The organism is Micromonospora sp. NPDC049282 (genome assembly GCF_043197045.1).
Lineage (GTDB): Bacteria > Actinomycetota > Actinomycetes > Mycobacteriales > Micromonosporaceae > Micromonospora.
In genome coordinates this window covers 104,684-126,706 of sequence record NZ_JBICSL010000006.1, presented here as the reverse complement: position 1 = coordinate 126,706, position 22,023 = coordinate 104,684, and the positions used below count along the sequence as shown (strand labels likewise).

At 73.3% G+C, this 22,023-nt stretch carries 25 protein-coding genes, 3 tRNA genes and 1 pseudogene; 12 read left to right on the top strand and 17 right to left on the bottom strand.

Translation table 11 applies throughout. The annotated features are described in order from the left end of the window. Positions 1-134 precede the first annotated feature (134 nt). A complete protein-coding gene (locus ACGFI2_RS13245) occupies positions 135-344 on the top strand; it encodes a BldC family transcriptional regulator (protein ID WP_007073996.1) in 210 nt (69 codons plus the stop codon). A 57-nt stretch (positions 345-401) separates the two neighbouring features. Here ACGFI2_RS13245 and ACGFI2_RS13240 read toward each other — a convergent pair whose 3' ends face one another. Then, the gene (locus ACGFI2_RS13240) at positions 402-800 is read right to left on the bottom strand and encodes a PPOX class F420-dependent oxidoreductase (protein WP_393515336.1); all 399 of its coding nucleotides are present in this window, start codon (positions 798-800) and stop codon (positions 402-404) included. Between the two features lie 53 nt (positions 801-853). On the opposite strand from ACGFI2_RS13240, the gene ACGFI2_RS13235 reads away from it, so the two are divergent. Continuing rightward, complete coding sequence (locus tag ACGFI2_RS13235) at positions 854-1,633, top strand: class I SAM-dependent methyltransferase (protein ID WP_393515333.1); 780 nt, start codon at positions 854-856, stop codon at positions 1,631-1,633. Positions 1,634-1,685: 52 nt separating this feature from the next. Here ACGFI2_RS13235 and ACGFI2_RS13230 read toward each other — a convergent pair whose 3' ends face one another. Continuing rightward, positions 1,686-1,973, bottom strand: a complete 288-nt coding sequence (locus ACGFI2_RS13230; RefSeq protein WP_181571164.1) for a hypothetical protein — start codon at positions 1,971-1,973, stop codon at positions 1,686-1,688. A 164-nt stretch (positions 1,974-2,137) separates the two neighbouring features. On the opposite strand from ACGFI2_RS13230, the gene ACGFI2_RS13225 reads away from it, so the two are divergent. Then, entirely contained in the window at positions 2,138-3,007 is an 870-nt protein-coding gene (locus ACGFI2_RS13225) for a 3-hydroxyacyl-CoA dehydrogenase family protein (protein WP_393515329.1), read from the top strand. Between the two features lie 42 nt (positions 3,008-3,049). Then, on the top strand, positions 3,050-3,793 hold the full coding sequence (locus ACGFI2_RS13220; RefSeq protein ID WP_393515326.1) for an enoyl-CoA hydratase/isomerase family protein: 744 nt from the start codon (positions 3,050-3,052) through the stop codon (positions 3,791-3,793). Positions 3,794-3,853: 60 nt separating this feature from the next. Here the strand turns inward: ACGFI2_RS13220 and ACGFI2_RS13215 are convergent, their stop codons facing one another. Then, positions 3,854-5,188 carry an ABC transporter substrate-binding protein gene (locus tag ACGFI2_RS13215; protein WP_393515323.1) on the bottom strand — a complete coding sequence of 445 codons (1,335 nt, stop codon included), beginning with the start codon at positions 5,186-5,188 and terminating at the stop codon, positions 3,854-3,856. A 166-nt stretch (positions 5,189-5,354) separates the two neighbouring features. Here ACGFI2_RS13215 and ACGFI2_RS13210 point away from each other — a divergent pair, with 166 nt between their 5' ends. Both ACGFI2_RS13210 and ACGFI2_RS13205 read left to right on the top strand, forming a co-directional pair. Continuing rightward, complete coding sequence (locus ACGFI2_RS13210; protein ID WP_393515320.1) at positions 5,355-5,744, top strand: hypothetical protein; 390 nt, start codon at positions 5,355-5,357, stop codon at positions 5,742-5,744. Positions 5,745-5,777: 33 nt separating this feature from the next. Further along, on the top strand, positions 5,778-6,482 hold the full coding sequence (locus tag ACGFI2_RS13205) for a DUF2786 domain-containing protein (RefSeq protein WP_393515317.1): 705 nt from the start codon (positions 5,778-5,780) through the stop codon (positions 6,480-6,482). A gap of 61 nt (positions 6,483-6,543) precedes the next feature. Here ACGFI2_RS13205 and ACGFI2_RS13200 read toward each other — a convergent pair whose 3' ends face one another. Further along, positions 6,544-7,059: an SRPBCC family protein gene (locus ACGFI2_RS13200; protein ID WP_393515314.1), complete on the bottom strand. Its 516-nt coding sequence runs from the start codon at positions 7,057-7,059 to the stop codon at positions 6,544-6,546. Positions 7,060-7,218: 159 nt separating this feature from the next. On the opposite strand from ACGFI2_RS13200, the gene ACGFI2_RS13195 reads away from it, so the two are divergent. Continuing rightward, complete coding sequence (locus ACGFI2_RS13195; RefSeq protein WP_393515311.1) at positions 7,219-8,226, top strand: hypothetical protein; 1,008 nt, start codon at positions 7,219-7,221, stop codon at positions 8,224-8,226. A gap of 10 nt (positions 8,227-8,236) precedes the next feature. On the opposite strand, the gene ACGFI2_RS13190 is transcribed toward ACGFI2_RS13195, so the two are convergent. After that, the gene (locus ACGFI2_RS13190) at positions 8,237-8,446 is read right to left on the bottom strand and encodes a hypothetical protein (protein WP_393515853.1); all 210 of its coding nucleotides are present in this window, start codon (positions 8,444-8,446) and stop codon (positions 8,237-8,239) included. Between the two features lie 14 nt (positions 8,447-8,460). On the opposite strand from ACGFI2_RS13190, the pseudogene ACGFI2_RS13185 reads away from it, so the two are divergent. Further along, positions 8,461-8,706: pseudogene (locus tag ACGFI2_RS13185) on the top strand (glyoxalase/bleomycin resistance/dioxygenase family protein); the annotation flags it as partial. Positions 8,707-8,757: 51 nt separating this feature from the next. On the opposite strand, the gene ACGFI2_RS13180 reads toward ACGFI2_RS13185, so the two are convergent. The 9 genes from ACGFI2_RS13180 to ACGFI2_RS13140 all read right to left on the bottom strand — a co-directional run bounded on the left by ACGFI2_RS13180 (position 8,758) and on the right by ACGFI2_RS13140 (position 15,241). After that, positions 8,758-9,489, bottom strand: coding sequence for a sulfite exporter TauE/SafE family protein (locus ACGFI2_RS13180; RefSeq protein WP_393515308.1), 732 nt, complete (start codon positions 9,487-9,489; stop codon positions 8,758-8,760). 200 nt (positions 9,490-9,689) lie between these two features. Continuing rightward, positions 9,690-9,763, bottom strand: a tRNA-Phe gene (locus tag ACGFI2_RS13175). A 75-nt stretch (positions 9,764-9,838) separates the two neighbouring features. Next, a tRNA-Asp gene (locus tag ACGFI2_RS13170) sits at positions 9,839-9,912 on the bottom strand. Positions 9,913-9,945: 33 nt separating this feature from the next. Then, positions 9,946-10,018: transfer RNA gene (locus ACGFI2_RS13165), tRNA-Glu, on the bottom strand. Between the two features lie 155 nt (positions 10,019-10,173). Further along, on the bottom strand, positions 10,174-10,971 hold the full coding sequence (locus ACGFI2_RS13160) for a polysaccharide deacetylase family protein (protein ID WP_393515305.1): 798 nt from the start codon (positions 10,969-10,971) through the stop codon (positions 10,174-10,176). 77 nt (positions 10,972-11,048) lie between these two features. Continuing rightward, positions 11,049-11,996: a MerR family transcriptional regulator gene (locus ACGFI2_RS13155; RefSeq protein WP_393515302.1), complete on the bottom strand. Its 948-nt coding sequence runs from the start codon at positions 11,994-11,996 to the stop codon at positions 11,049-11,051. After that, on the bottom strand, positions 11,986-12,579 hold the full coding sequence (idi, locus tag ACGFI2_RS13150) for an isopentenyl-diphosphate Delta-isomerase (protein ID WP_393515299.1): 594 nt from the start codon (positions 12,577-12,579) through the stop codon (positions 11,986-11,988). The genes ACGFI2_RS13155 and idi overlap by 11 nt, the downstream gene beginning before the upstream one ends. Next, positions 12,576-14,057, bottom strand: a complete 1,482-nt coding sequence (gene crtI / locus ACGFI2_RS13145; protein ID WP_393515296.1) for a phytoene desaturase family protein — start codon at positions 14,055-14,057, stop codon at positions 12,576-12,578. Before crtI ends, idi begins: the two co-directional genes overlap by 4 nt. Positions 14,058-14,086: 29 nt before the next feature. Next, a complete protein-coding gene (locus ACGFI2_RS13140; RefSeq protein WP_393515293.1) occupies positions 14,087-15,241 on the bottom strand; it encodes a polyprenyl synthetase family protein in 1,155 nt (384 codons plus the stop codon). Between the two features lie 64 nt (positions 15,242-15,305). Between ACGFI2_RS13140 and ACGFI2_RS13135 the strand changes: the two genes are divergently transcribed. The 3 genes from ACGFI2_RS13135 (at position 15,306) to ACGFI2_RS13125 (ending at position 19,607) form a co-directional block, all read left to right on the top strand. Continuing rightward, complete coding sequence (locus ACGFI2_RS13135) at positions 15,306-16,232, top strand: phytoene/squalene synthase family protein (RefSeq protein ID WP_393515290.1); 927 nt, start codon at positions 15,306-15,308, stop codon at positions 16,230-16,232. After that, positions 16,229-17,551 carry a cryptochrome/photolyase family protein gene (locus tag ACGFI2_RS13130; RefSeq protein ID WP_393515288.1) on the top strand — a complete coding sequence of 441 codons (1,323 nt, stop codon included), beginning with the start codon at positions 16,229-16,231 and terminating at the stop codon, positions 17,549-17,551. Before ACGFI2_RS13135 ends, ACGFI2_RS13130 begins: the two co-directional genes overlap by 4 nt. A gap of 571 nt (positions 17,552-18,122) precedes the next feature. Then, complete coding sequence (locus tag ACGFI2_RS13125) at positions 18,123-19,607, top strand: dihydrolipoyl dehydrogenase family protein (protein WP_393515285.1); 1,485 nt, start codon at positions 18,123-18,125, stop codon at positions 19,605-19,607. Between the two features lie 4 nt (positions 19,608-19,611). Here ACGFI2_RS13125 and ACGFI2_RS13120 read toward each other — a convergent pair whose 3' ends face one another. The 3 genes from ACGFI2_RS13120 to ACGFI2_RS13110 are packed head-to-tail and all read right to left on the bottom strand — an operon-like array spanning position 19,612 to position 21,059. Beyond that, the gene (locus ACGFI2_RS13120; RefSeq protein ID WP_393515282.1) at positions 19,612-20,376 is read right to left on the bottom strand and encodes a crotonase/enoyl-CoA hydratase family protein; all 765 of its coding nucleotides are present in this window, start codon (positions 20,374-20,376) and stop codon (positions 19,612-19,614) included. A gap of 51 nt (positions 20,377-20,427) precedes the next feature. Beyond that, entirely contained in the window at positions 20,428-20,853 is a 426-nt protein-coding gene (locus tag ACGFI2_RS13115; RefSeq protein ID WP_393515279.1) for a PIN domain nuclease, read from the bottom strand. Next, a complete protein-coding gene (locus tag ACGFI2_RS13110; RefSeq protein ID WP_393515276.1) occupies positions 20,850-21,059 on the bottom strand; it encodes a type II toxin-antitoxin system VapB family antitoxin in 210 nt (69 codons plus the stop codon). The genes ACGFI2_RS13115 and ACGFI2_RS13110 overlap by 4 nt, the downstream gene beginning before the upstream one ends. Positions 21,060-21,169: 110 nt before the next feature. Here ACGFI2_RS13110 and ACGFI2_RS13105 point away from each other — a divergent pair, with 110 nt between their 5' ends. Beyond that, positions 21,170-22,021, top strand: coding sequence for a Rieske 2Fe-2S domain-containing protein (locus ACGFI2_RS13105; protein WP_393515273.1), 852 nt, complete (start codon positions 21,170-21,172; stop codon positions 22,019-22,021). Positions 22,022-22,023: the final 2 nt, after the last annotated feature.

Here is a 22,023-nt window from a genome sequence, read left to right as displayed (position 1 = left end):
CATGGTTCATCCGTCCGTCTAGGGACCTTCAGCCGTTCGGCCCATGTCGGACATCGGGGACTAGCCGGACCATGGGAGACGCGTCGGCCGGCGGGACCCCGGCCGATGTCTATACATGTGGAGGAGTGACCCCGATGGCATCGCGAACGCACGAACCAGAGCCGCTACTCACACCGGCCGAGGTGGCGTCGATGTTCCGAGTCGACCCGAAGACGGTGACCCGGTGGGCCAAGGCTGGCAAGCTCAGCGCCATCCGGACCCTGGGCGGCCACCGCCGTTACCGCGAGTCGGAGGTACGGGCCCTGCTGCAGGGGCAGATCCCCCAGCAGCGTCAGGGGGACTGACGACCCGGAGTTTTCCAGCTTTCCGATCAGGGGCGGTCGGCCGACGGGCCACCGCCCCTAATCGTGTCCGGAGGTCGCGCCGTCCAGCACGATCCGCAGCCCCACCGTGCCGCTCTCCCCCCGGCGGAGCCGGCTGCCCAGCAACGTCATCCGGCCGATCAGCCGGTACTTGTGCTTGAGCAACCCCCGCACCCGGCGGGTGTTCTCCGGACCGTCGATCGTGGCGCTACCGGGCAGCGCCTCCCCGTGCGGCCGGCCGCGCACGTCGCACGGCGCCACCGTGACCCGGCCGTCGCGTCGGATCCGCTTCACCTTGCCGGAGTCGGAGACCGTCCACACCGCCAGCGCGTCGCCGTCGCGCACCGCCCACACCGGCGTCGCCACCGCTCGACCGTCCTTGCGGAACGTGGTGAGCAGGACGTACTTCTCCGCCGCGAGGCGATCCAGGTCGGTCACGCCGCCCAGGATACGGCCGCGACCGTGACGGCGAGCCCGGATAGCGTGCTCCCATGACCTCCGAGCCCACGATCGGCGACGTGTTCGGCGAGATGATCCGCGACGCGTACGCGGTGGCCACCGGCGTCGGGCCCCGGCCGATGGCCGGCGGGCGGCTGCCGCGCCCGGTCATCGAGATCATCGAGCGGGACGACGGGCTGGTCAACGGTGCGCCCGCCGGTCACTACCTGGACCCGCCCGAGCGGTGGCAGCCGCACGACCACCGGGCGGTGGACCGGGTCCACGGGCACGTGCTCGACGTCGGCGTCGGCGCCGGCCGGATCGCGTTGCGCCTGCAGGAGCGCGGGGTGCCGGTCACCGGCCTGGACACCTCACTCGGCGCGCTGCGGGTCAGCCGCCACCGGGGCGTACGCGAGCTGGTGCACGCCACCGTCGACGAGCACGCCGCCGACGGCCGGCGCTACGACACGTTCCTGTTGCTCGGCAACAACCTGGGCCTGTTCGAGGGACCGGAACGCGCCCCCGCGCTGCTGGCCGCGCTCGCCACGCTGGCCCGGCCCGGCGCGCGGGTGATCGCGCACGGCACCGACCCGTACGGCACCACCGATCCGGTGCACACCACCTACCACGAGGCGAACCGGCGGCGGGGCCGGCTGGGCGGGCAGCTACGGCTGCGGCTGCGCTACCGGCAGCTCGGCACCGAGTGGTTCGACTACCTGGTGTGCTCGCCCGACGAGTTCGCCGAGCTGGTCCACGGCTCCGCGTGGCGACTCGCCGACGTGGACACCACCGATCACCCCTACTACCTCGCCTCGCTCGCGCTGAGGCGTTAGGAAGGGCCCCCTCCTGTCGCCCACGCGATAAGAAGGGGCCCCTCCTTACATCTCACACCTGCACGGTGGGCGTGGTCTCCGCCGGGGGAAGGCCACCGTCGCCGTCGACCACCTCGTCCGGCGTGCCGTCCTCGTCGATGTCGACCATGGTGATGTCCACCTTGCCGTCGCCGTCGGTGTCGAACTGGAACAGGTCGGCCTTGCCGTCGCCGTCCGTGTCCACCACCCACACGTCGGTCTTGCCGTCGTTGTTGGTGTCCGCCCGAAGCAGGTCCACCCGCTCGTCACCGCGCGTCTCCACCGTCTCGGTGCCCTGCGCGCTCTCCGGTGCCTGGCTCATCTCGTTCCTTCCTTCGGCGTTGACGGCGATCTTTACCCCGTCCGGGCGGCCCCCACGCATGCCCGACGGTGCCGCCCTGCATAGGGTCGCATCCAGGATCGAGCGAGCGGCCGGCCAGGCGCGGCGGAGACCCCGCGCGCCACCGCCGCGACGAGGGGACAACGATGAGTGGTCGTTTTGTGGTCGTCGGGGCCGGCACCATGGGCCTCGGCATCGCGTACCTGGCGGCCGGCGCCGGGTACGCGGTCGAGTTGGTCGAGGTCGACCCGGAGCGGGGCGCCGACGCCGTCCGGCGTCTCGGCGAGCTGTGGGACCGCGGCGTGCGACGGGGCAAGCTGACCGCGGAGGCGGCCACCGCCAACCGGGTACGGGTGACCCTGCGGACCGGCCTGGCCGAGGTGGCCGAGGGGCCGGACGTGATCGTGGAGGCGGTGCCCGAGCGGCTCGACCTCAAGCGGGCCGTGCTCCGCCAGGCCGAGGGCCGCCGGCCGGCGTTGCTGGGCAGCAACACCTCCAGCATCCCGATCGCCGAGCTGGCCGACGGGCTGGAGCGTCCGGCGGACTTCCTCGGACTGCACTTCTTCAACCCGGTCTGGGCGATGGCGCTGCTCGAGGTCGTGGTCGGCCCGGCCACCGCGCCGGAGACCACCGAGGCGGCCGTCGCGCTCGCGGCCCGGCTGGGCAAGGACCCCGTCGTGGTACGCGACATGCCCGGCTTCGCCACCTCCCGGCTCGGTGTCACGCTCGGCCTGGAGGCGATCCGGATGGTGGCCGACGGGGTGGCCGCCCCGGTCGACATCGACAAGGCGATGGTGCTCGGCTACCGGCACCCGGTCGGTCCGCTGGAGCTGACCGACCTGGTCGGACTGGACGTCCGGCTCGACATCGCGCGCACGCTGCAGGCCGCGTACGGCGACCGGTTCGCGCCGCCGCCGCTGCTGGTGGAGATGGTCGCCGCCGGCCGGCTCGGCAAGAAGTCCGGGCAGGGCTTCTACACCTGGGAAGGCGGTGTTCGACGTGAGCGCGAGGAGTGAGCTTGCGAGCCCCGCAGTCGCGAACGAAAGGCTGGCACAGCAGTGAGCGGGCTGCGGATCGAGGAACGTCCGGACCGGCTCGTGGTCACGCTGGACCGGCCGGAGAAGCGCAACGCGATCGACGCCGACCTGGTCGGCGAGCTGCACGCCGTCTGCGCCGACCTGGAGGCGCGGCCCCGGCTGATGCTGCTCACCGGCGGGACGGCGGGCATCTTCGCCGGCGGCGCCGACATCGCGCAGCTGCGCGAGCGCGGCCGGCTGGACGCGCTGGCCGCCATCAACCAGGGCGTCTTCGCCCGGATCCGGGCGCTGCCGCTGCCCACCGTGGCGGCGGTCGACGGCCCGGCGCTGGGCGGCGGCGCCGAGCTGGCGTACGCGTGCGATCTTCGGGTGTGCACGGACCGGGCGGTCTTCGGCCAGCCCGAGGTGCGGTTGGGCATCCTGGCCGGCGCCGGCGCGACCTACCGGCTGCCGGCGTTGATCGGCGAGGCCCGGGCCAAGGAGCTGCTCTTCACCGGCCGCCGGGTGGACGCGGACGAGGCGCTGCGGATCGGCCTGGTGAACCGGGTGGTGGCCGAGCCGGCGGAGCTGCTGCCCACCGCCCACGACCTGCTCGACGAGATGGCCAAGGGGTCGTCGCTGGCCCTGCGCCTGACCAAGCTGGCGGTGGACGCGCCGCCGGCCGCGCACCCGCAGCTCGACCTGCTGAGCCAGGCGGTGCTCTTCGAGGACGACGAGAAGCACCGGCGGATGACCGAGTTCCTGGAGCGGCGCCGGCCGCGTTGAGGGTGGAAACGGGCGAGGGCCGCACCGGCTGCTCCGGTGCGGCCCTCGATGCCTGGCGGCTCAGTCCCGGATCTGGACCCCGGCGTCGGCCAGCGCGGTGATCGCCCTCGCCGACTCACCGAACCCGATCACCAGCACCGCCTCCGGGCCGAAGCTCTTGATCTCCTGAGCGATGCCGGTGAAGTCGACCGGCGTCGCCGGGTCGGCCGGCGGCGCGTAGGTCAGAAGCTTGAGTCGGTCCGCCCCGACCCCGGCCTTCTCCAGCTCGGCCCGGACGTTCTCCTGGAGGCCCTCGCCGTAGGAGTCCTTACGGGCCAGGAGCACGATCTTGCGAGGGCCGTCCCGCAGCATCACGTCGGCCAGCGCGCGGCCCTGCAGGCTGTCCGGCGGGGCGGTGCGGAAGTAGAGGCCCTTGTCGTCCAGGGCGCTCAACCCCGCGTCGGTGTTCGACGGGGAGAAGAGGATCCGCCCGGCGGCCACCACGTCCGGCAGCACGGCCCGGGAGATGCCGGACGCGCCCGCGCCGATGATGACCGAGACACCCTGGCCGACGTGCGAGGCCACGGTCGCCTTGGCCACGGCCGGGTTGGTGCCGTCGTCGCCCTCGATGAACTTCACCGGCTCGCCGAGCACCCCGCCGGCGGCGTTGACCTCGTTGAGCGCGAGCGTGACGCCGGCCGCCATCGGCGGGTACGCCAGGGCCAGGTCACCGGTCTTCGGCAGCAGGCCGCCGAGGACCAGCGGCGCGTCCTTCACCTTTCCGCGGGCCTTGCGACCGCGCGGCGGGGCCTTGCTGCTCGCACCCGACTCCTCGCCGGCGCCGACGAACTCGGTCTTCCCGTCGTCGAGCTGCTGGTTGTCGAAGTGCAACGTGCCGTAGCTCGCGGTCGCCGGCTCACCGGTGTCGGTGAAGCCGGCCCGGGTCAGCGACACGCCCCGGTACTCCAGGTCCTGGCCGGCGCGGGCGAGCTGGAGGCAGGCCGCCACCTCGTCGCAGCGCTGACCGTCGTTCGTCACGCCGACGATCTGCTTGGCGATCTCGCTCGGCGCGGTGGTGCCGGCGAGCTGGGTGGCCAGCACGCTGATCACCACGGCGTCGTACGACTCGGCGGCGTAGAGGAAGTCGGTCAGCTTCGGATTTACGTTGCGTAGCCGCTCCTTGAAACTCTCCGGCAGCGGCGTGAGGGGGGTGGTGCCCTTCATGCCGTTGAGGAGATTCGCCCGGTCCTTGAATTCCGCGGCGAAGGAATTTTGCATGTTGCCGTCGGTGCCGTAGAGGCGGACCTGGGTGGTGGCCGCGTCTTTCGGCTCGTCGCTCCCGCAGGCGCTGGTAGCGAGCAGGAGCGCCGCGCAGGCCGTGGACAGGGCCGCGCGCGACGTGCGATTTCCAAACATGGTCGTCCTTCCTCCGGCGAAGGTCCGCTGCGCACATTAGCGTGCCCGCGCGGCAGGCGGGACTGTGGACCTGGCTCCGTCGGGACGTCGACTGCGGGTATCACTCTGGGTGATCGTCGGCCTGGTTCCGGGTCACCGCTTGACCCCCGCGGTTACTGTTCCGCAGGTGACCGACGACGCACAGCAGACGCTGGACGACGCGACCGCCGTGCTCCGTTCGGCGCTGGCCGGCGACGGCGCCGGCGTCGTCGGCGCCTTCGACGCGGTCGTCGACCGTTCCGGGCTGGCCGGGGCGTACGGGGTGGCCTGGTGCCTGGCCGCCACCATGCTCGGCGACGACGCCCCCGCGGGCGCCGCCGCACTCGACTTCCCCGGCATCGACCAGGCCGACTACGACACCCGCTGGGTGGCCCGCTTCGTCAGCGCGTACGCCAACGACGACGCCGACACCGGCGAGGCGCTGTTCGGCGCGGCGGCCGCCGACGGGCTGCTGCCCGACTGCCTGCTCACGCTCGCCGGCTCGACCATCGCGACGCTGCGCAGCCGGGAGGGCTGACACCCGCGCGTCTCGTTGTGATACCCCTGACGGATGTCCGAGGCGATGCTCAGCAAGGTGCGCAAGCTGCTCGCCCAGGCCGAGGACCCGGCCTGCACGCCGGCCGAGTCGGCCACCTTCATGGCCAAGGCCGCCGAGTTGATCGCCCGCTACGGCGTCGACCGCGCGCTGCTCGCGGCCCGCGAGCCGGCCGCCGACCCGGTCGGCGACCGGGTGGTCGAGGTGATCGCCCCGTACGCCCGGGACAAGGCCGGCCTGCTCGCCGCCGTCGCCGACCCGCTGCGTTGCCGCTGCGTACGCCGCCGGCAGGGCAACGGCTTCGCGATGCACCTGTTCGGCTTCGCCAGCGACCTGGAACGGGTCGAGCTGCTGTTCACCTCGCTGCTGGTGCAGGCCGCGCACGGGCTGGCCGGTGCGGCCGTGCCGGTCGGGGAGCATCCGGCCGCGTTCCGGCGTACCTGGCTGGCCGGCTTCGCCCAGGCGGTCGCCGAGCGGCTACGCGCGGCCGAGGCCGGCGCGGTCGCCGAGGCCGGCGCGCCCTCGGTGGCGCTGGTGCTGGCCGACCGCTCCCACCGCGTCCAGCGCCGGCTCGCCGAGGCGTACCCGCGACTGCGTACCGCCCCGCGTCGCCGGCTCGCCGGCGGGGGCTTCGGCCCGGGCGCCGCCGCCGGCCGTCGCGCCGACCTGGGCGACACCGGACTGACCGGTACGGGCGCGAGCCGGGGCATCTCCGGCTGACCCCGTGGGTCGCCGGGCTGCTCCCGTGGGCGGCGGCCGCGACCGTCCTCGGCGGCGCGGGTCAGTCGGTGCCGCGGGTGACCGTCGCCAGATAGCGGCAGAGCAGCTCGTGCCAGCCCGCGGTGAGCGCCTCGCGGTAGCCCTCGGCGGCCGTGCCGTGCCGGTCGAAGTAGCGGTGTTCGACTTCCACCCGGGTCGACCCCGGACCCTCGGGGTGGAAGAGCACCTCCACCTCACTGGCCCGGGCCGGATCCGGCACCGGCACCCGGTCCGGTCCGATCTGCCAGGTGAAGACCAGCCGGCGCGGCGGATCCCAGATCAGCACCCGGCCCCAGTCGTTGCGGAAGCCGTACGGGCCGATCTCGTAGAGCATGCCGCCGGCCCGGGGTTCCATGCCGAGCCCGGCCAGCGCCTCCGGGCCGGACCAGGTGTATTCGCGGACCCACCAGTCGGCCAGCGCGCCGGTGAAGACCGCGTACGCCCGCTCACCGGACGCCGGGACGAGGAGGCTGCTGCGGAGGTAGAAACGGTCGGATTCCTGCCGGACCTCATCCTGATCGGCCATCTCCTGTCCCATAAGCCCGGACCATACCGGCTGATGCCTCGCTGTGCAGCTTCGGTTTCGCCCGCTTCCGGACAGCGGGAATCCCGGTTCCCGACAGTCCGACGGGCGGATGCCGTACCGGAAAGCGGGTAACCGCCGCTGACCCGGACCGGCCGATGGGGGAGCGGGAAGATGAGCGACAACGGAGCCACCGAACGGGCGCGGGAGCCGACCGACGAGCGGCGACCCGACGCGGGAGGAGCGGCCGAATCGGAGCCGGACGTCCTGCTGGACGTACCGGAGCTGTCGGTAGACGAGATCCGGCTCACGGTCGACGGGCTCGACGCGGACCTCTCGCTGCGCGCCCGGCTGGCCAACCTGCTCCAACTCGACGCCGGCGTCCGGGTGCACCTGGAGGGCGTCGAGCTGGACATCACCGGCGTCCGGGCCGAGGCCCTGCTGAAGGTGCGGCTGGAGAAGCTGGTGCAGATCCTGGATCGGGCGCTGACCACCATCGACCGCAATCCCGAGCTGATCGACGCGCTGGCCCGTTCGGTCGGGGCAACGGTCGACGACGTGCACCGGGTGGCCGGTCAGGTCGCCGGGCCGGTCGTGGACCGGGCGGGGCAGGAGGCCGGCGAGGTGGTCGACCGGACCGGACCGGTGGTGGCCGGCCAGATCGCGCAACGGGCACCCGCCGGCACGGACGTGCGTGTTTCCTCCGGGGCAGAGCCGTCCGGAAAGGAGTCAGCGGCCGAGACGGGTGGTGGTACCGGGACAGGTGGTGGTGCCGGGTCGGGTGGTGGCGCTGCCCCTGGCGGCGACGTCGGGGCCGGTGGCGGGCCCGGCGATGCCACCGGATCCGGCGGCGAGCCGGCGGGCCAGGCCGAGCCCGCGAGCGGAGCGCAATCCGCCCCGGCCGATGCGTCCGACCGTGACGCCGAGCCTGGCGGCGGGGCCGGGTCGAAAGACGACGCGGGGTCCGGCAGTGGAGCCGGGCCGGGCGATGGGGATGGACCCGGCGGCGGGGCTGGGCCCCGCGGTGGCGGCGGGCCGGGTGGGACGGCTCAGTCGCCCGCAGCCGGGGCGGCGCAGTTGGCCGGGCAGGCCGGACAGACCCTGCGGCAGGCCGGCCGGAGCGTCTGGGAGGCGATCCAGAGCGGCATGAACCAGCACCGTCAGCAGCGCCCGGGACGGTGACCGCGGTTGGTCAGGTGCTGTGCGGGGTGCGGCTGCGGTGCGCCTCGCTCTGCCCGAGGTGGCGTTCCACGTCGGTCCGGGCCTGGGCCGCGCGGGCGTCGCGCAACGCGCCCCGGTCCTCCGACGGGACGACGCGGTTGCGGTCCCGCCGGACGACGAGGCCCGCCACCGCGAGCACCAGCAGCACCGCCACCACGAGAGACACCACGAGCGTCGTCATGTCCTGACGGTAGGCGACCGACGCCAGCGATGGACCACCTCGGCGTCGAGGTGTCCAGCACCGACGAGGTCACCGCCGCTACCGACCGCCTCACCGGCGCCGGTCTGATCACGCTCGAGGAGAACGACACCGAGTGCTGCTACGCCCTCCAGGACAAGGTCTGGGTACGCGGACCGGGCGACGAGCCCTGGGAGGTCTACACGGTGAAGGCCGACTCGCCGCAACGGGAGAAGACGACGGAAGGCGCCTGCTGCGCCTGAGCGTCAGGGGCAGATCGGGAAGGCGATCGAGGGGTGGCCGCAGGCGCGGCATCACCGGCCGAGAAGGAAGATCAGGCCGGCCGCGACCAGGCCGGCCTCGACGAGGCGGACGAAGAGGCGATCACTGATCCGGCCGACGGTCCGTCTGCCGACCCAGGCTCCGGCGAGCGTGGCCGGCGTCAGCGCCAGGCCGAGCAGCAGGACTGTCGGGTCGAGCAGTGCGCCCGCGCCGTAGGCGACCAGCTTGGCGACGTGCATGACCAGAGCGCAGGCCGCTTCCGTGCCGATGTACGCATCCCGCACCAGGCCGTAGGCGAGGAAGAACGGCGCGGTGAGTGGCCCCACCGAACCGAGCAGAGCGGAACCGAGGCCGGAGGCGGCGCCCACCCCGACGAACGCCCGTGGCGAGGGCCTACCCGGATGGGGGTTCAGTCGCCGCCAGGCGACCACCAGGAGAAGAAACACCCCCAGCACGCGCTTGAGGGGAGCTGCCGGTGCGGCGGCAAGGAGCAGGCCGCCGACGAGGGCGAGCGGCACCGCGCCGACCGCGAACCGACCGATGATCGGCCACTGCAACGCACCACGGTTGAGCCAGGCCCGACTGCCGTTGCTCGACAGCTGCGCCAGGGTGAGCACCGGCACGGCCGCGCGCAGGCCGAACAACGCGGTGAACACCGGGAGCAGCAGCACCCCGCCGCCGAAGCCCGCGACGGCGGACAGCCAGGCGAGGGCGAAAGCGGCGACCGACGCGAGGCCGACGGTGACGGCCAGGTCCGGGTCCACGCTGCTTCCTTCCGGCCCAACCGCTGGGGTGGTCGGGCAAGGGCCGACCCGCCGTGCGATCCGTGTACGACAAGGAGCGGTAGCAGCGGGATTCTGGCTCGACGAGGGTCAGAGCGGACAACGGGGATTCGAGCGTAACGCAAGAGCGCCGACCGGCGTCTCCGCTGGTCGGCGCTCTGGTAGCCCGGCGAAAGGCTATGTGGCCAGGGGCGGGGTCGAACCGCCGACCTTCCGATTTTCAGTCGGACGCTCGTACCAACTGAGCTACCTGGCCGTGGTGCTCGGCACATGCTACCGCACGGGCCGATACGCAGAACGCCGCGCATGATGTGCGCGGCGTCAGCGCTTGCGGTCCTGACGGGACTTGAACCCGCGACCTCCGCCTTGACAGGGCGGCGAGCACTCCAACTGCTCCACAGGACCTGGCTGGTGTTGCAACCGGCGTGAGCCGGATCGTGCCCCCAACGGGATTCGAACCCGTGCTACCGCCTTGAAAGGGCGACGTCCTGGGCCGCTAGACGATGAGGGCGGCCCCGCCATCATTGCACACTCGCAACTTCAAGCGGACTTGCTCCCATCCGGCCCCGCCGGAGGCATGAGAAGCATATGCCATGCCTCCTCGGACGACCAAACCGGTATGGCGGCAGGCGCATCGCCGAGGGAAGCCGCAGCTCAGCGCTGGTTTCACCGCAGTCGGACGATGCCGTACCGCCGCTTGAGATCCGGGATCAGGTGCCGGCAGGCGGCCATCGTCTGGGTCCGGTCGCCGCCTGCGTCGTGCATCAGCACGACCGAACCGTGGTGGCTGGCCGACTCCACCCGCTTGATGATCTTCTTGGCCGGCGGATGGTCCCAGTCCTGCGGATCCACGCTCCAGTGCAGCGGACGCAACCCCAGTTGCCGGGCGACGGTGAGTTCTTCGGCGGTCCACCGGCCGCCGGGCTGCCGGAACCAGGTGATCGGCGCGTTCGGCGCGGCGGCGTGGATGGCCCGGTTCGTCCGTTCCAGGTCGGCCCGGATCTCGGCGAGCGGACGCCGGCCGAGGTCCACGTCGTGCCGCCAGCTGTGGTTGCAGAGCTGGTGGCCCTCGCGGACGATCTGGGCCACCAGTTCCGGGTGACGCTTGGCCTGCCTGCCGACCACACAGAACGTCGCGGTGACGTGGGCCGCCCGGAGCTGGGCCAGGATCTGCGGGGTGTAGCGCGGGTCCGGCCCGTCGTCGAAGGTGAGCGCCACCCCAGGGCTCCCACTGTGCCGGTGCAGGCCGGCCGGGAGCGCCTTGGGCAGCGGCCGCAGCTTCGGCTTCGGCGGTGGGCTGGTGCGGGTCGGTTCCGGCTTCGGGCTGGGGGTCGACGCCGGCGATGGCGCAGCCGAGGTCGACGGCTGGGCGGCGGCCTTCTCGGGGGTCTTCCCCGGGCCGCCGCAGCCGGTGACGAGGAGCACCAAGCCGAGGGCGAACACCACCACGGTGCGTGGACGCATCTGTCGCTCCCGGAGGGGTCGGGTCAGACGGACTTTCCCGACCGTAGTGGACGGCACCCCCGAGCGGGAGAGGGGGCTCAGCCGGCCGTCGACTGATCCAGCGAATTCCGTACCGCGACGGCCAGCGAGAGCGCCTCGGCCAGGTCGACCGGTCGGACCACCCCGGCCGGCAGCGAATCGGCCCGCCAGCCGGGCCCGGCGGCCAGCGCCAGCAGCGGCCGGCGCGGGACGGCCAGCAGCGCGGCCAGCTGGTGCGGGTCGGCGGTGGCGCGAGTGTGGGACCAGAGCACCACGGCCGCCGGCCCGGTCCGGTTGACCGCCTCGACGAGGGCGGCCACCGGCACCCGGGCGCCGAGCATGCGATAGCTCACGCCGGCCTCGGCCAGCGCGGCGGCCAGCGCCTCCAGCGGCAGCGAGTGCTGCTCCTCGTCGGCGCAGGAGAGCAGGATCCGGGGCGGTCCGGCGGCGGGGTGCGCCCGGGCCGCCGAGGCGAACGCCTCGGACACGCACCGGGACATGAGGTGTTCCACCTCGATCAGCCCGGAGGTGGCGGCGTGCCGCTCCCCGATGCCGGCGAGCACCGGCCGGAGCAGACTCTCCCAGGTCGCCACCACACCGTTCGCCGCCAGGGCGTCGGCGATGGTGCGGCCGATCGTCACCGAGTCCAGCCGCATGGCGGCCCGGGCCAGGCCACGGGCGACCGGCCCGGCCCGGCCGACCGGGATGGTGGCGCCGCCACCGTCCCGGACCGTGGACGCGCCGACCTTCAGGCCGAGCCGCTCCGGCGGCAGCACGGCCGGTGCCTGCCGGGCCCAGCGGGCCGCCTCGGCCGGCGCGACCCCCTCCGTGGTGAGCCGTCGCATGATCTCCAGGCGGGCGAGGTCGGCCGGCGTGTAGCGCCGGTGGTGACCCGGCACGTGTTCGCTGGGACCGAGGCCGTAGCGCTGGTGCCAGGTTCGCAGCGTGGTGACCGCCACGCCCAGTCGGCGCGCGACGGCCCCCGCGCTCAGTGCCTCATCGGCCACCCGACCGCTCCGGTGCCTCGGCGGCCGGCGTGCCGGACCGGGACGGGTCGGCCGGGTGCAGCAGCCGGTTCACCACGCCACCCAGCCAGGGGGCGTACGCGCGGGGGTCGGCGTCGAGGTCGGCCGACACCGCACCCGGGTCGACCCAGCGCAGTTCGGCCACCTCGTCCGGATCGGGCCGGGTGGGCAGGTCGGCCGGGACGTCGGCGCGCAGCACGTGGTCGTACTCGAACTCCACCCGGCCGGTGGCCGGGTCCTCGGCGTAGTAGAGGTAGACCCCCACCTCGGTGAGGTCGACCGGGTCGAGGCCGAGTTCCTCGGCGAGCCGGCGGTTGGCGGCCTCGGTCAGCGACTGACCGGGCAACGGGTGCCCGCAGCAGGAGTTGGCCCAGCGCAGCGGGAACCGGGTCTTGACCGCGGCCCGCCGCTGGAGCAGGACCCGGCCGGCGGGATCGACCAGGAGCACCGAGAAGGCCCGGTGCAGCCGGCCGGGCGGCTGGTGCGCGGTCGCCACGGTGGTCTCGCCGATCACCCGGCCGCCGTCGTCGACCAACTCGACCAGATGGTCCTCGCGCGCCGTCATGAGGACTGCCCGGTGATCCGGGAGGCGGCCAGCTTGCCGCTGATCAGCACCATCGGCACACCCACGCCGGGCTGGGTGCCGGAGCCGACGAAGACCACGTTGCCGAGCGTCCGGTGCAGGTTCGACGGGCGGAACGGGCCGGTCTGGAAGAGGCTGTGCGCGGCGGCGAACGGCGTGCCGGCGGCCATGCCCTGCGCCGCCCAGTCGGCCGGGGTGATCGCCCGCAGCACCTCGATGCCGTCGCCGAAACCGACGTAGCCGCGTTCCTCCAGGGTGGTCACGAGCTGGTCGGCGTAGCGTTCCGTGAGGTCGCCGGGCCAGTCGAAGGGCGCCCGGTCGAGGTTCGGCACCGGGGCCAGCACGTAGTAGGTGTGCTTCCCCGCCGGCGCCACCGACGGGTCGGTGCGGCTCGGGTTCGTCACCAGCAGGGACGGGTCGGTCATCAGCTCGCCTCGCCGGATCACCTCGTCGAATGTGCCCTTCCAGGCCCGCCCGAAGTGGATGTTGTGGTGGGCGATCTTGCCATAGCCCTGCTTGGAGCCGACGTGCAGCACCACGCAGGACGGCGAGTAGCTGAGCTTGCGCTGCCGGCTGGGCGGCAGCAGCTCCTGGTAGGCGACCGGCAGGTCGGGATTGAGCACCACCACGTCGGCGGGGACGAACTCGCCGTCGGAGGTGATCACGCCGGTGGCCCGTCCGTGCGCGGTCTCCACCCGGGTCACCGTGGTGCCGTAGCGGATCTGCACGCCGTGCTTCTCGGCCGCGCCGGCCATGCCCCGGGAGACCGCGTGGACGCCGCCGCGCGGGAAGCTCACCCCGGCCACCGAGTCGAGGTACGCGATGACGGTGTAGATGGCCAGCGCGTCGTGCGGGGACAGGCCCGCGTACATCGCCTGGAAGGAGAAGATCCGCTGGGTACGCGGATCGCGGAAGAACTGGTTGATCTTCGTCTGGAGTCGCCGGAAGGCGCCGTTGGTGAACAGTTTCAGCAGGTTGCCGGTGATCAGGTCGGTCGGCGCGTCCAGGTTGCGCTCGATGAAGTCGGCCCGTTCCCACTTCCACAGGTTGCGGGCGTAGTCGACGAAGCGCAGGTAGCCGTCCGCCTCGCGAGGGCCGCAGACCCGGGCGATCTCGGCGGCCATCCGGGTGGTGTCGGTGATGACGTCAAGCGTCGACCCGTCCGGGTAGTAGGCCCGGTAGGCCGGGTCGAGCGGCGTCAGGTCGAGCCAGTCGGTCAGCTCCTCACCGACCGCGCCCAGCGCCTCGGCGATCAGGTCGGGCATGGTGAGGACGGTCGGGCCGGTGTCGAACTCGTACCCGTCGACGCCGAGCCGGCCGGCGCGCCCGCCCGGCACCGCCTCGCGTTCCAGCACGGTGACCTGCCGGCCGCTGCCGGCCAGGTGCAGCGCGCAGGCCAGCCCACCCAGCCCGGCGCCGACCACGACCACCCGGTCGGTCCGTCCGTTGACGGTGCGCATTCCGGCTCCCTTGTTCACGAGGTTGCTCATCAGGACCGCCGCGCGGTGGCGGCGGTGGCGAGGCCGGTCAGCGCGGTGCGCGCGGTCTCGTCGATCGGTGCGGTGTCGAGCGCGGCCAGCGCCTCGGTCACCCGTTCGGAGATCATCCGCTCCACCCGGGCCGCGGCGCCGGTGTCCCGGACCAGGTCGGCCAGCCGGGCCAGCTCGCCCGCCCCGGTGACCGAGCCGGCCCGGTCCAGGGCGCGGCGCTGGGCCGGGTCGGCTAGCTGCCGGGCCAGCATCAGCAGCGCGGTCGGCTTGCCGGTGCGCAGGTCGTCCCCGGCCGGCTTGCCGGTGGTCACCGGGTCGCCGTAGACGCCGAGCAGGTCGTCACGGAGCTGGAACGCCTCGCCGACGGCCAGCCCGTAGCGGGTGTACGCGGCGATCAGCGGGCCGTCCAGGACGCCGGCCAGGCAGGCGCCGAAGAGCAGCGGTCGCTGGACGGTGTAGCTGGCGGTCTTGTAGCGGGCCACCCGCAGCGCCCGGTCGACCGACCAGTTCGCCGCGTCGTTCTCGCCGAGCACGTCCAGGAACTGCCCGGCGACCGTCTCCACCCGCATCTGGTCGTAGCAGCGGCGCACGTCGAGCAGCCGGTCGGCCGGCAGGGCGGCGTGCGCCATCAGCCGGTCGGCCCAGACCATGCAGAGGTCGCCGATGAGCACGGCGACCGCCTCGCCGTAGCGGTCGGGGTCGCCGGTGTGCCCGGCGGACCGGTGCCGGGCGGCGGCGGCCCGGTGCGCGGTGGGCCGGCCGCGCCGGGTGTCGGAGGCGTCCATCACGTCGTCGTGCACCAGCGCGAACGTGTGCAGCAGCTCCAGCGAGGCGAGGGCGGGCAGCACCGAGGGCAGCGGTCCGTCGCCGCCGACCACGCCCCGCCAGCCCCAGTAGGCGAACGTGGGGCGCACCCGCTTGCCGCCGGCCAGCACGGAGTCGCGGGCCGACGCGGCGAAACCGCCCATCGCCGCGTCGATCTCGGTGAGCGAGTCGACCTCGGCGGCCAGGAACGCCGCCAGGGTGTCGTCGACGCCGGTGATCAGGTCCTTCGTGAACGCGGCCAGCACGCCGTTGACCGGATCGTCCGTCGCTTCCGGCTGTGCCGGCGCGACGACGCGGAGCGCGTTACCCGCAACTGCGTCGTTGGCCATGTGGGGCAGCGTACCCTAGGGTTGCGAGTTGCGTCGATTGCTGCGTCGAAACCGAGGAGGGCCGGTGGACACGGATCTCACCGCTGCCTATGACCGTTGCCGCGAGCTGCACCGGCGTCACGGCCGTACCTACTATCTCGCCACCCGGCTGCTTCCCGCTTGGAAACGGCGGCATGTGCACGCCCTGTACGGGTTCACCCGCTACGCGGACGAGATCGTCGACCGCACCGAGGACCTGCCGCCCGCCGAGCGCGCCGCTCGGCTGCGCGAGTGGTCCGACCGCTTCGTCGCCGGCCTGCACGGTGCGTCGGTCGACGACCCGCTGCTCCCCGCCGTGCTGCACACCATCGCCGTGTTCGACCTCGACCGCGACGACTTTGCGTCGTTCCTGCGCAGCATGGCGATGGACCTCACGGTCATGTCGTACCCGACCTACGACGACCTGCTCGACTACATGGAGGGCTCGGCCGCCGTCATCGGCACCATGATGCTGCCGATCCTGGGCAGCTCCGACCCGGCCGCCGCCCGCGAGCCCGCCCGCCAGCTCGGGTTCGCGTTCCAGCTCACCAACTTCATCCGGGACGTCGCCGAGGACCTCGACCGGGGCCGGACCTACCTGCCCGACGAGGACCTGGCCAAGTTCGACGTCACCCGCGACGACCTGCTCGCCGCCAAGGCCGCCGGGCGCACCACTCCCCGGATCCGCGAGCTGATCGAGTACGAGGTGACCCGCGCCCAGGCCCACTACCTCGCCGCCGCGCCCGGCATCCCGCTGCTCAACCCCGCCTCGCAGGCCTGTATGCGCACCGCGTACGCGCTCTACGGCGGGATCCTCGACGAGGTGGCCGGGCAGGGCTTCGACGTCTTCACCCGCCGGGCCCTGGTGCCGCGACGGCGGCGGATGGCGGTGGCCGCGCGAGCGTTGCTCACCCCGACCGGGACTCCGGTCCAGGTGCCCGGCCCGGCGCTCACCCCGGCCCTGGCCGGATGACCGAGCGTACGGCGGTCGTGCTGTTCACCCGCGACCTGCGAGTGCACGACCACCCGGCGCTGGCCGCGGCCGCCTCCGCCTTCGACCGGGTGGTGCCGCTCTACGTGCTCGACCCGACGCTGCAGAAGCTCTCCCCGAACCGCACCCGGTTCCTCCACCAGAGCCTGGCCGAGCTGCGCGAGGCGCTCCGCAGGCGCGGCGGTGACCTGGTCGTCCGGCGCGGCGACCCGGTGGCCGAGACGGTCGAGTTGGCCCGCGAGGTGGGCGCCGAGGGCGTCGGGCTCTCCGCCGACGTGACCCGGCACGCCCGCCGCCGGGAACGCCGCCTGCGCGCCGAGTGCGACAGGCACCGGATGTTCCTGCGGCTCTTCCCCGGGCTGACCATCGTCGAGCCGGGCGCGCTGCGGCCGGCCGGCGGTGACCACTACCGGGTGTTCAGCCCCTACTTCCGCGCCTGGCAGGGGGTGAAGCTCCGGGCGGAACTGGCCGCGCCGAAGCAGATCCGGCTGCCCGCCGGTGTCGACCCGGGCCGGTTGCCGGAACCGCCGAAGGGTGACAGCCCGGACGCCGCCGAGGGCGGGGAGAACGTCGCCCGGCGTCGCCTCGAAGCCTGGCTGCCCACGCTCGACCGCTATGACGACATCCACGACGACATGGCCGGCGACGACACCTCCCGGCTCAGCCCGTACCTGCGGTGGGGTTGCGTCTCCCCGCTGGCGGTGGCGAACCGGGCCGGCGACCGCGACGGGCCGTTCGTCCGTCAGCTCTGCTGGCGCGACTTCTACCACCAGGTGGTCGACGGCTTCCCCGACCTGACCACGACGGCCTACCGGCGGGGAGCCCGGGAGGACTGGCGGGACGACCCGCACGCGCTGGCGGCCTGGACCGAGGGGCGCACCGGGATGCCGATCGTGGACGCCGGCATGCGGCAGCTGCGTGCCGAGGGCTGGATGCACAACCGGGCCCGGCTGATCACCGCCGGCTACCTCACCAAGCACCTCGGGCTGGACTGGCGGCCCGGGTTGGAGGTCTTCTTCCGCTGGCTGCTCGACGGCGACCGGGTCAACAACTCGGGCAACTGGCAGTGGGTGGCCGGCACCGGCAACGACAGCCGCCCGTACCGGGGCTTCAACCCGGTGCGCCAGGCCGAACGGTACGACCCGGACGGCGCGTACGTGCGGCGGTGGGTTCCCGAGCTGGCATCGGTGGCGGGCAGGGCGGTGCACCAGCCGTGGCGGCTGCCCGACGGGGCCCGCCGCGCGCTCGACTACCCGCCGCCGCTGGACGTGCCCGGCAGCGACCCGGTCTGGATGCGCTGACGCCGCTTACCCGGCATTGTTTTCTGGTGACCTTTTGTGACGGTCCTCGCCTGGCAGTGACCTGCCCTCGCTCGCCTTTGCTCTGCAGCCATATCCGCATCGGTTGCGGATCGTGACCGTGCGGCCTCCTCCGCCGTTCCGGCTCGGCGGCGGAAGCACCTGCTCAATGCGGTGCTGCGTGGGTGGCTGCAGAGCAAAGGCGGATTGGAGATGGAGGCTGCCCGCCCAGCTTAATCGCTCTCCGTGATGGCGGACTGAGCTAACTCACCGTGACGATTGGTCTTCGATGGGACTGCCTCGTGGGTCTAGTCCTCGTCGTCTGTCGGTCGGGGTCGACGGTATTCAGCGATGTAACGCTCCACGTCTCGCTGGTAGGGGAGGGGAAAGGCCGGATGCCGTCGGGTCTCCCTGAACCGCGACCTGCCCACGCCGAGCCCTGACCTAGGCAGCGTCGAGGCCGCCGGTGATCGGGCCCGCCGGTGATCGGGTCCGCCGTGACCGCTTCCGTTGCCGACGAGAGATTTCGGTCGGGCCGGTGGCCGGTCACCCGGCGGTGCGGAATGCTGGCGGGATGGCAGAGCCGGAACTGGTGGACGTGGTCGTGGTCGGGCTCGGCGTCGGCGGCGAGGAGGTGGCCGGGCGGCTCGCCGAGGCCGGACTCAGTGTGGTCGGCATCGAACGGGACCTGGTCGGCGGCGAGTGCCCCTACTGGGGGTGCGTGCCCAGCAAGATGATGATCCGGGCGGCGAACGCGTTGGCCGAGGCGCACCGGGTGAACGAGCTGGCCGGCACCGCCGAGGTGCGGCCCGACTGGGCGCCGGTGGCGAGGCGCATCCGGTCGGAGGCCACCGACACCTGGGACGACAAGGCGGCGGTGGACCGCTTCACCGGCAAGGGCGGCCGGTTCGTGCGCGGCAGCGGCCGGCTCGACGGCCCGAACCGGGTACGCGTCGGCGACCAGGTCTTCGAGGCCCGCTTCGGGGTGGTGCTCGGCACCGGCACCCGCCCCTCGATCCCGCCGATCGACGGGCTCGCCGACACGCCGTACTGGACCAACCACCAGGCCATCGAGGTCGAGGAGCTGCCCGGCACGCTGCTGGTGCTCGGCGGCGGCGCGATCGGGCTGGAACTGGCGCAGGTGTTCGCCCGCTTCGGCGTGCGCGTCACCGTCGTCGAGGCGGCCGACCGGGTGCTCGCCGTCGAGGAGCCGGAGGCGTCCGCGCTCGCCGCGGCGGCGCTGCGCGCCGACGGGGTGGAGATCCGCACCGGGGTCACGGCCGGCCGGGTCAGCCACGACGGCGCCGAGTTCACCGTCCACGCCGAAGGCGCCGCGTTCACCGGCGAGAAGCTGCTGGTGGTGACCGGCCGCCGGGCGCACCTGGAGGAGCTGGGACTGGACACGGTCGGCGTGGACGCCGGCCAGCGCTACCTGGCGGTCGACGACCGGATGCACGTCACCGACGGCATCTGGGCGGTCGGTGACCTGACCGGCGAGGGCGCGTTCACCCACATCGCCATGTACCAGGCCGGCATCGTGGTGGCCGACGTGCTCGACCACATGCGGCGCACCAGAGGTGGCTCGGACGCCAGCGGCACCGCCAGCGTGGTCGGCGGCGCGGCCGGCGTGGTCAGCGCGGTCGGTGGCGCGATGAGCGCGGGCGGCTCGACGGCCGCGCCGGGCAGCGTCCCGGTCGCCGACTACCGGGCCCTGCCCCGGGTCACGTTCACCGACCCCGAGGTGGGCGCCGTCGGCCTGACCGAGCAGCAGGCCCGCGAGCGCGGCATCAACGTCCAGGTCGGCCACACCGACCTGACCTCGTCGACCCGGGGCTGGATCCACAAGACCGGCAACGCCGGCTTCATCAAGCTGATCGCCGACGCCGACCAGGGCGTGCTGGTCGGCGCCACCTCGGCCGGCCCGGCCGGCGGCGAGGTGCTCTCCGCGCTGGTGGTGGCCGTGCACGCGGCGGTGCCGATCAGCCAGCTCCGGCACATGATCTACGCGTACCCGACGTTCCACCGGGCCATCGAGGACGCGCTGCGCAACCTGAGGTGACCGGTCAGCCGGCCGGCGCGCCGTGCCGGCCGGCGCCGGCGGCGAACCGGCCGGCGCCGCGCACCCCGTCCACGGCCAGCGACTCCATGCCGTAGGCCAGCTCCACGGCGAGCGCCTCCGGCTCCGGCCGGCCGGAGCCGGCCAGCAGCGCCGCCCGGTCGTTGCGCAGGCAGGTCTGCGGGTGCCGGGCGATCTCGGCGGCCAGCCGCTCGGCCTCCGCCCGGGCCGCACCGGGCGCGACCAGCCGATTCACCAAACCCATCGCGTACGCCTCGTCGGCCGGCACCGCCCGCCCGGTAAGGATGAGGTCCATCGCCCGGCTCTCCCCGATCAGCCGGGGCAGCCGCACCGTCCCGCCGTCGATCAGCGGCACCCCCCACCGCCGGCAGAACACCCCGAGCGTCGCGTCCGACTCGGCGACCCGCAGGTCGCACCAGAGCGCCAGCTCCAGGCCGCCGGCCACCGCGTACCCGGAGATCGCGGCGACGACCGGCTTGGACAGCAGCATCCGGGTGGGCCCCATCGGGCCGTCGCCCTCGGCCTCGACCCGGTTGCCACGCGGCGTGCCGATCGCCTTGAGATCGGCGCCGGAGCAGAACGTGCCGCCCGCGCCCCAGAGCACGGCGACCGCCGCGTCCGGGTCGGCGTCGAACGCGCGGAACGCGTCGGCCAGCGCCCGGGCGGTCGGCCCGTCCACCGCGTTACGGGCCTCCGGCCGGTCCAGGATCACCGTGGTCACGGCACCGGCGTGCTCGACGCGTACCCCCATGGGCTCAGCATGCCCGCGACGGCGCCCGCCGCGCCAGCGGGCGTGGCCCCGCTACTTGATCGCGCCGGGCGAGGCCAGCCAGCGCATCGGCTGACCGGTGACTGCGCCGACCTGATCGAAGTCCCGGTCGTAGTGGAGCAACGAGAGTCCGTGGTATTCGGCGGTGGCGGCGATGAGCAGGTCGACGGCACCGGCAGACCGGTGGGTGCCTCTCGCGGTCAGCTCGAGCTGCGTCTCGGCGGCACGCTCGTAGATCCGGTCGGGCATCGCCACCCACCCGAAGACAGTGCGGAGCTGTTCGTCAAGCTGCGCACGGTCGGCGACGGATCGGGCCGTATAGAGGAATTCCAGTTCGACCAGCGGACACACCGCAACCAGGCCGGCGGTCACCGTCTGCTCCCAACGATCCAGCACGTCCGGGTCGCGGAGAAGCCGGACGAGAGCACTGGTGTCGATCAGATAGTCAGCCAGTTTCACGAGCGGTAGTTGCCCTTGTCGAGCAGCTCGTCGAAGTCACCGGCCCGCCCGCGCCCGGCCAGCTCGTCCAAGGCCCGAGCCCGGCGTAGGCGGGCCGCGCCCTCGCGGAGGGCGACGTTGACCGTGTCCTTCTTGGTCTTGGTCCCGAACGCCTGGGCCGCGTCCGCCAACGCCTCGTCATCGACATCGACCAAAATTTTGGTCATTCTCGCCCCCTATATACGACAGGCGGTTGAAGTATATCCGACGACCGCGTGGTGAGAGGGTTTTGCGGGGCGTCCGGTTTGGGGCCTCTGCTGTCGGGAAGTCGGAAGAGGTGCGCCGACTACTGACGAAACTCGAACAGGCCTCCGGACTCGACCGGGTGAGCGACCGGCTGCAGCGTGCCGTCCAGGGCACACTCAGCTCGCAGCGGGTCCGGGACGCGCTGCACGGCGTCTGGCTGGGCCATCCGCTGCACCCCGCGATGGTGCAGGTCCCGGTCGGCGCGTGGATCTCCGCCGCCGTGGTGGACCTGCTACCCGGCCAGCGCCGGGCCGCCACCGCCCTGGTCGGGCTCGGCACGGTGAGCGCGTTGCCGGCGGCGGTCGCCGGGTGGAACGACTGGGCGGCGCTCTCCCGCGACCAGCGCCGGGTCGGGCTGGTGCACGCCGGGGCGAACATCGTCGGCCTGACCCTCTACGCCGGCTCGCTCGCGGCCCGGCTGAACGGGCGGCACGGGCTCGGCCGGACGCTGGCCTGCCTGGGGCTGTCCGCGGCGAGCGGCGGGGCCTACCTGGGCGGGCACCTCGCCTACAAGCAGGGGGCGCAGGTCAGCCAGAGCGTCTCCGACCTGCACCTGATCGGCGACGGCTGGCACCCGCTTGGCGATCTGAGCAGCCTGCCGCAGCGGGAACTGCTCACCCGGAAGATCGACGACGTCTCGGTGCTCCTCTACCGGCACGGCGACGACGTCACCGTGATGCTGGAGCGCTGCCCGCACCAGAGCGGACCGCTCGGCGAGGGCGAGGTGCGGCAGATCGACGGCCACGCCTGTGTGGTCTGCCCCTGGCACGGCAGCGCGTTCCGCCTCGACGGCGGCCAGGTCGTGCACGGCCCGGCCGCCAACGACCAGGTCGTACTCCCCACCCGCGTGGTCTCCGGCCAGGTCGAGGCCCGGCTGCCCTGACC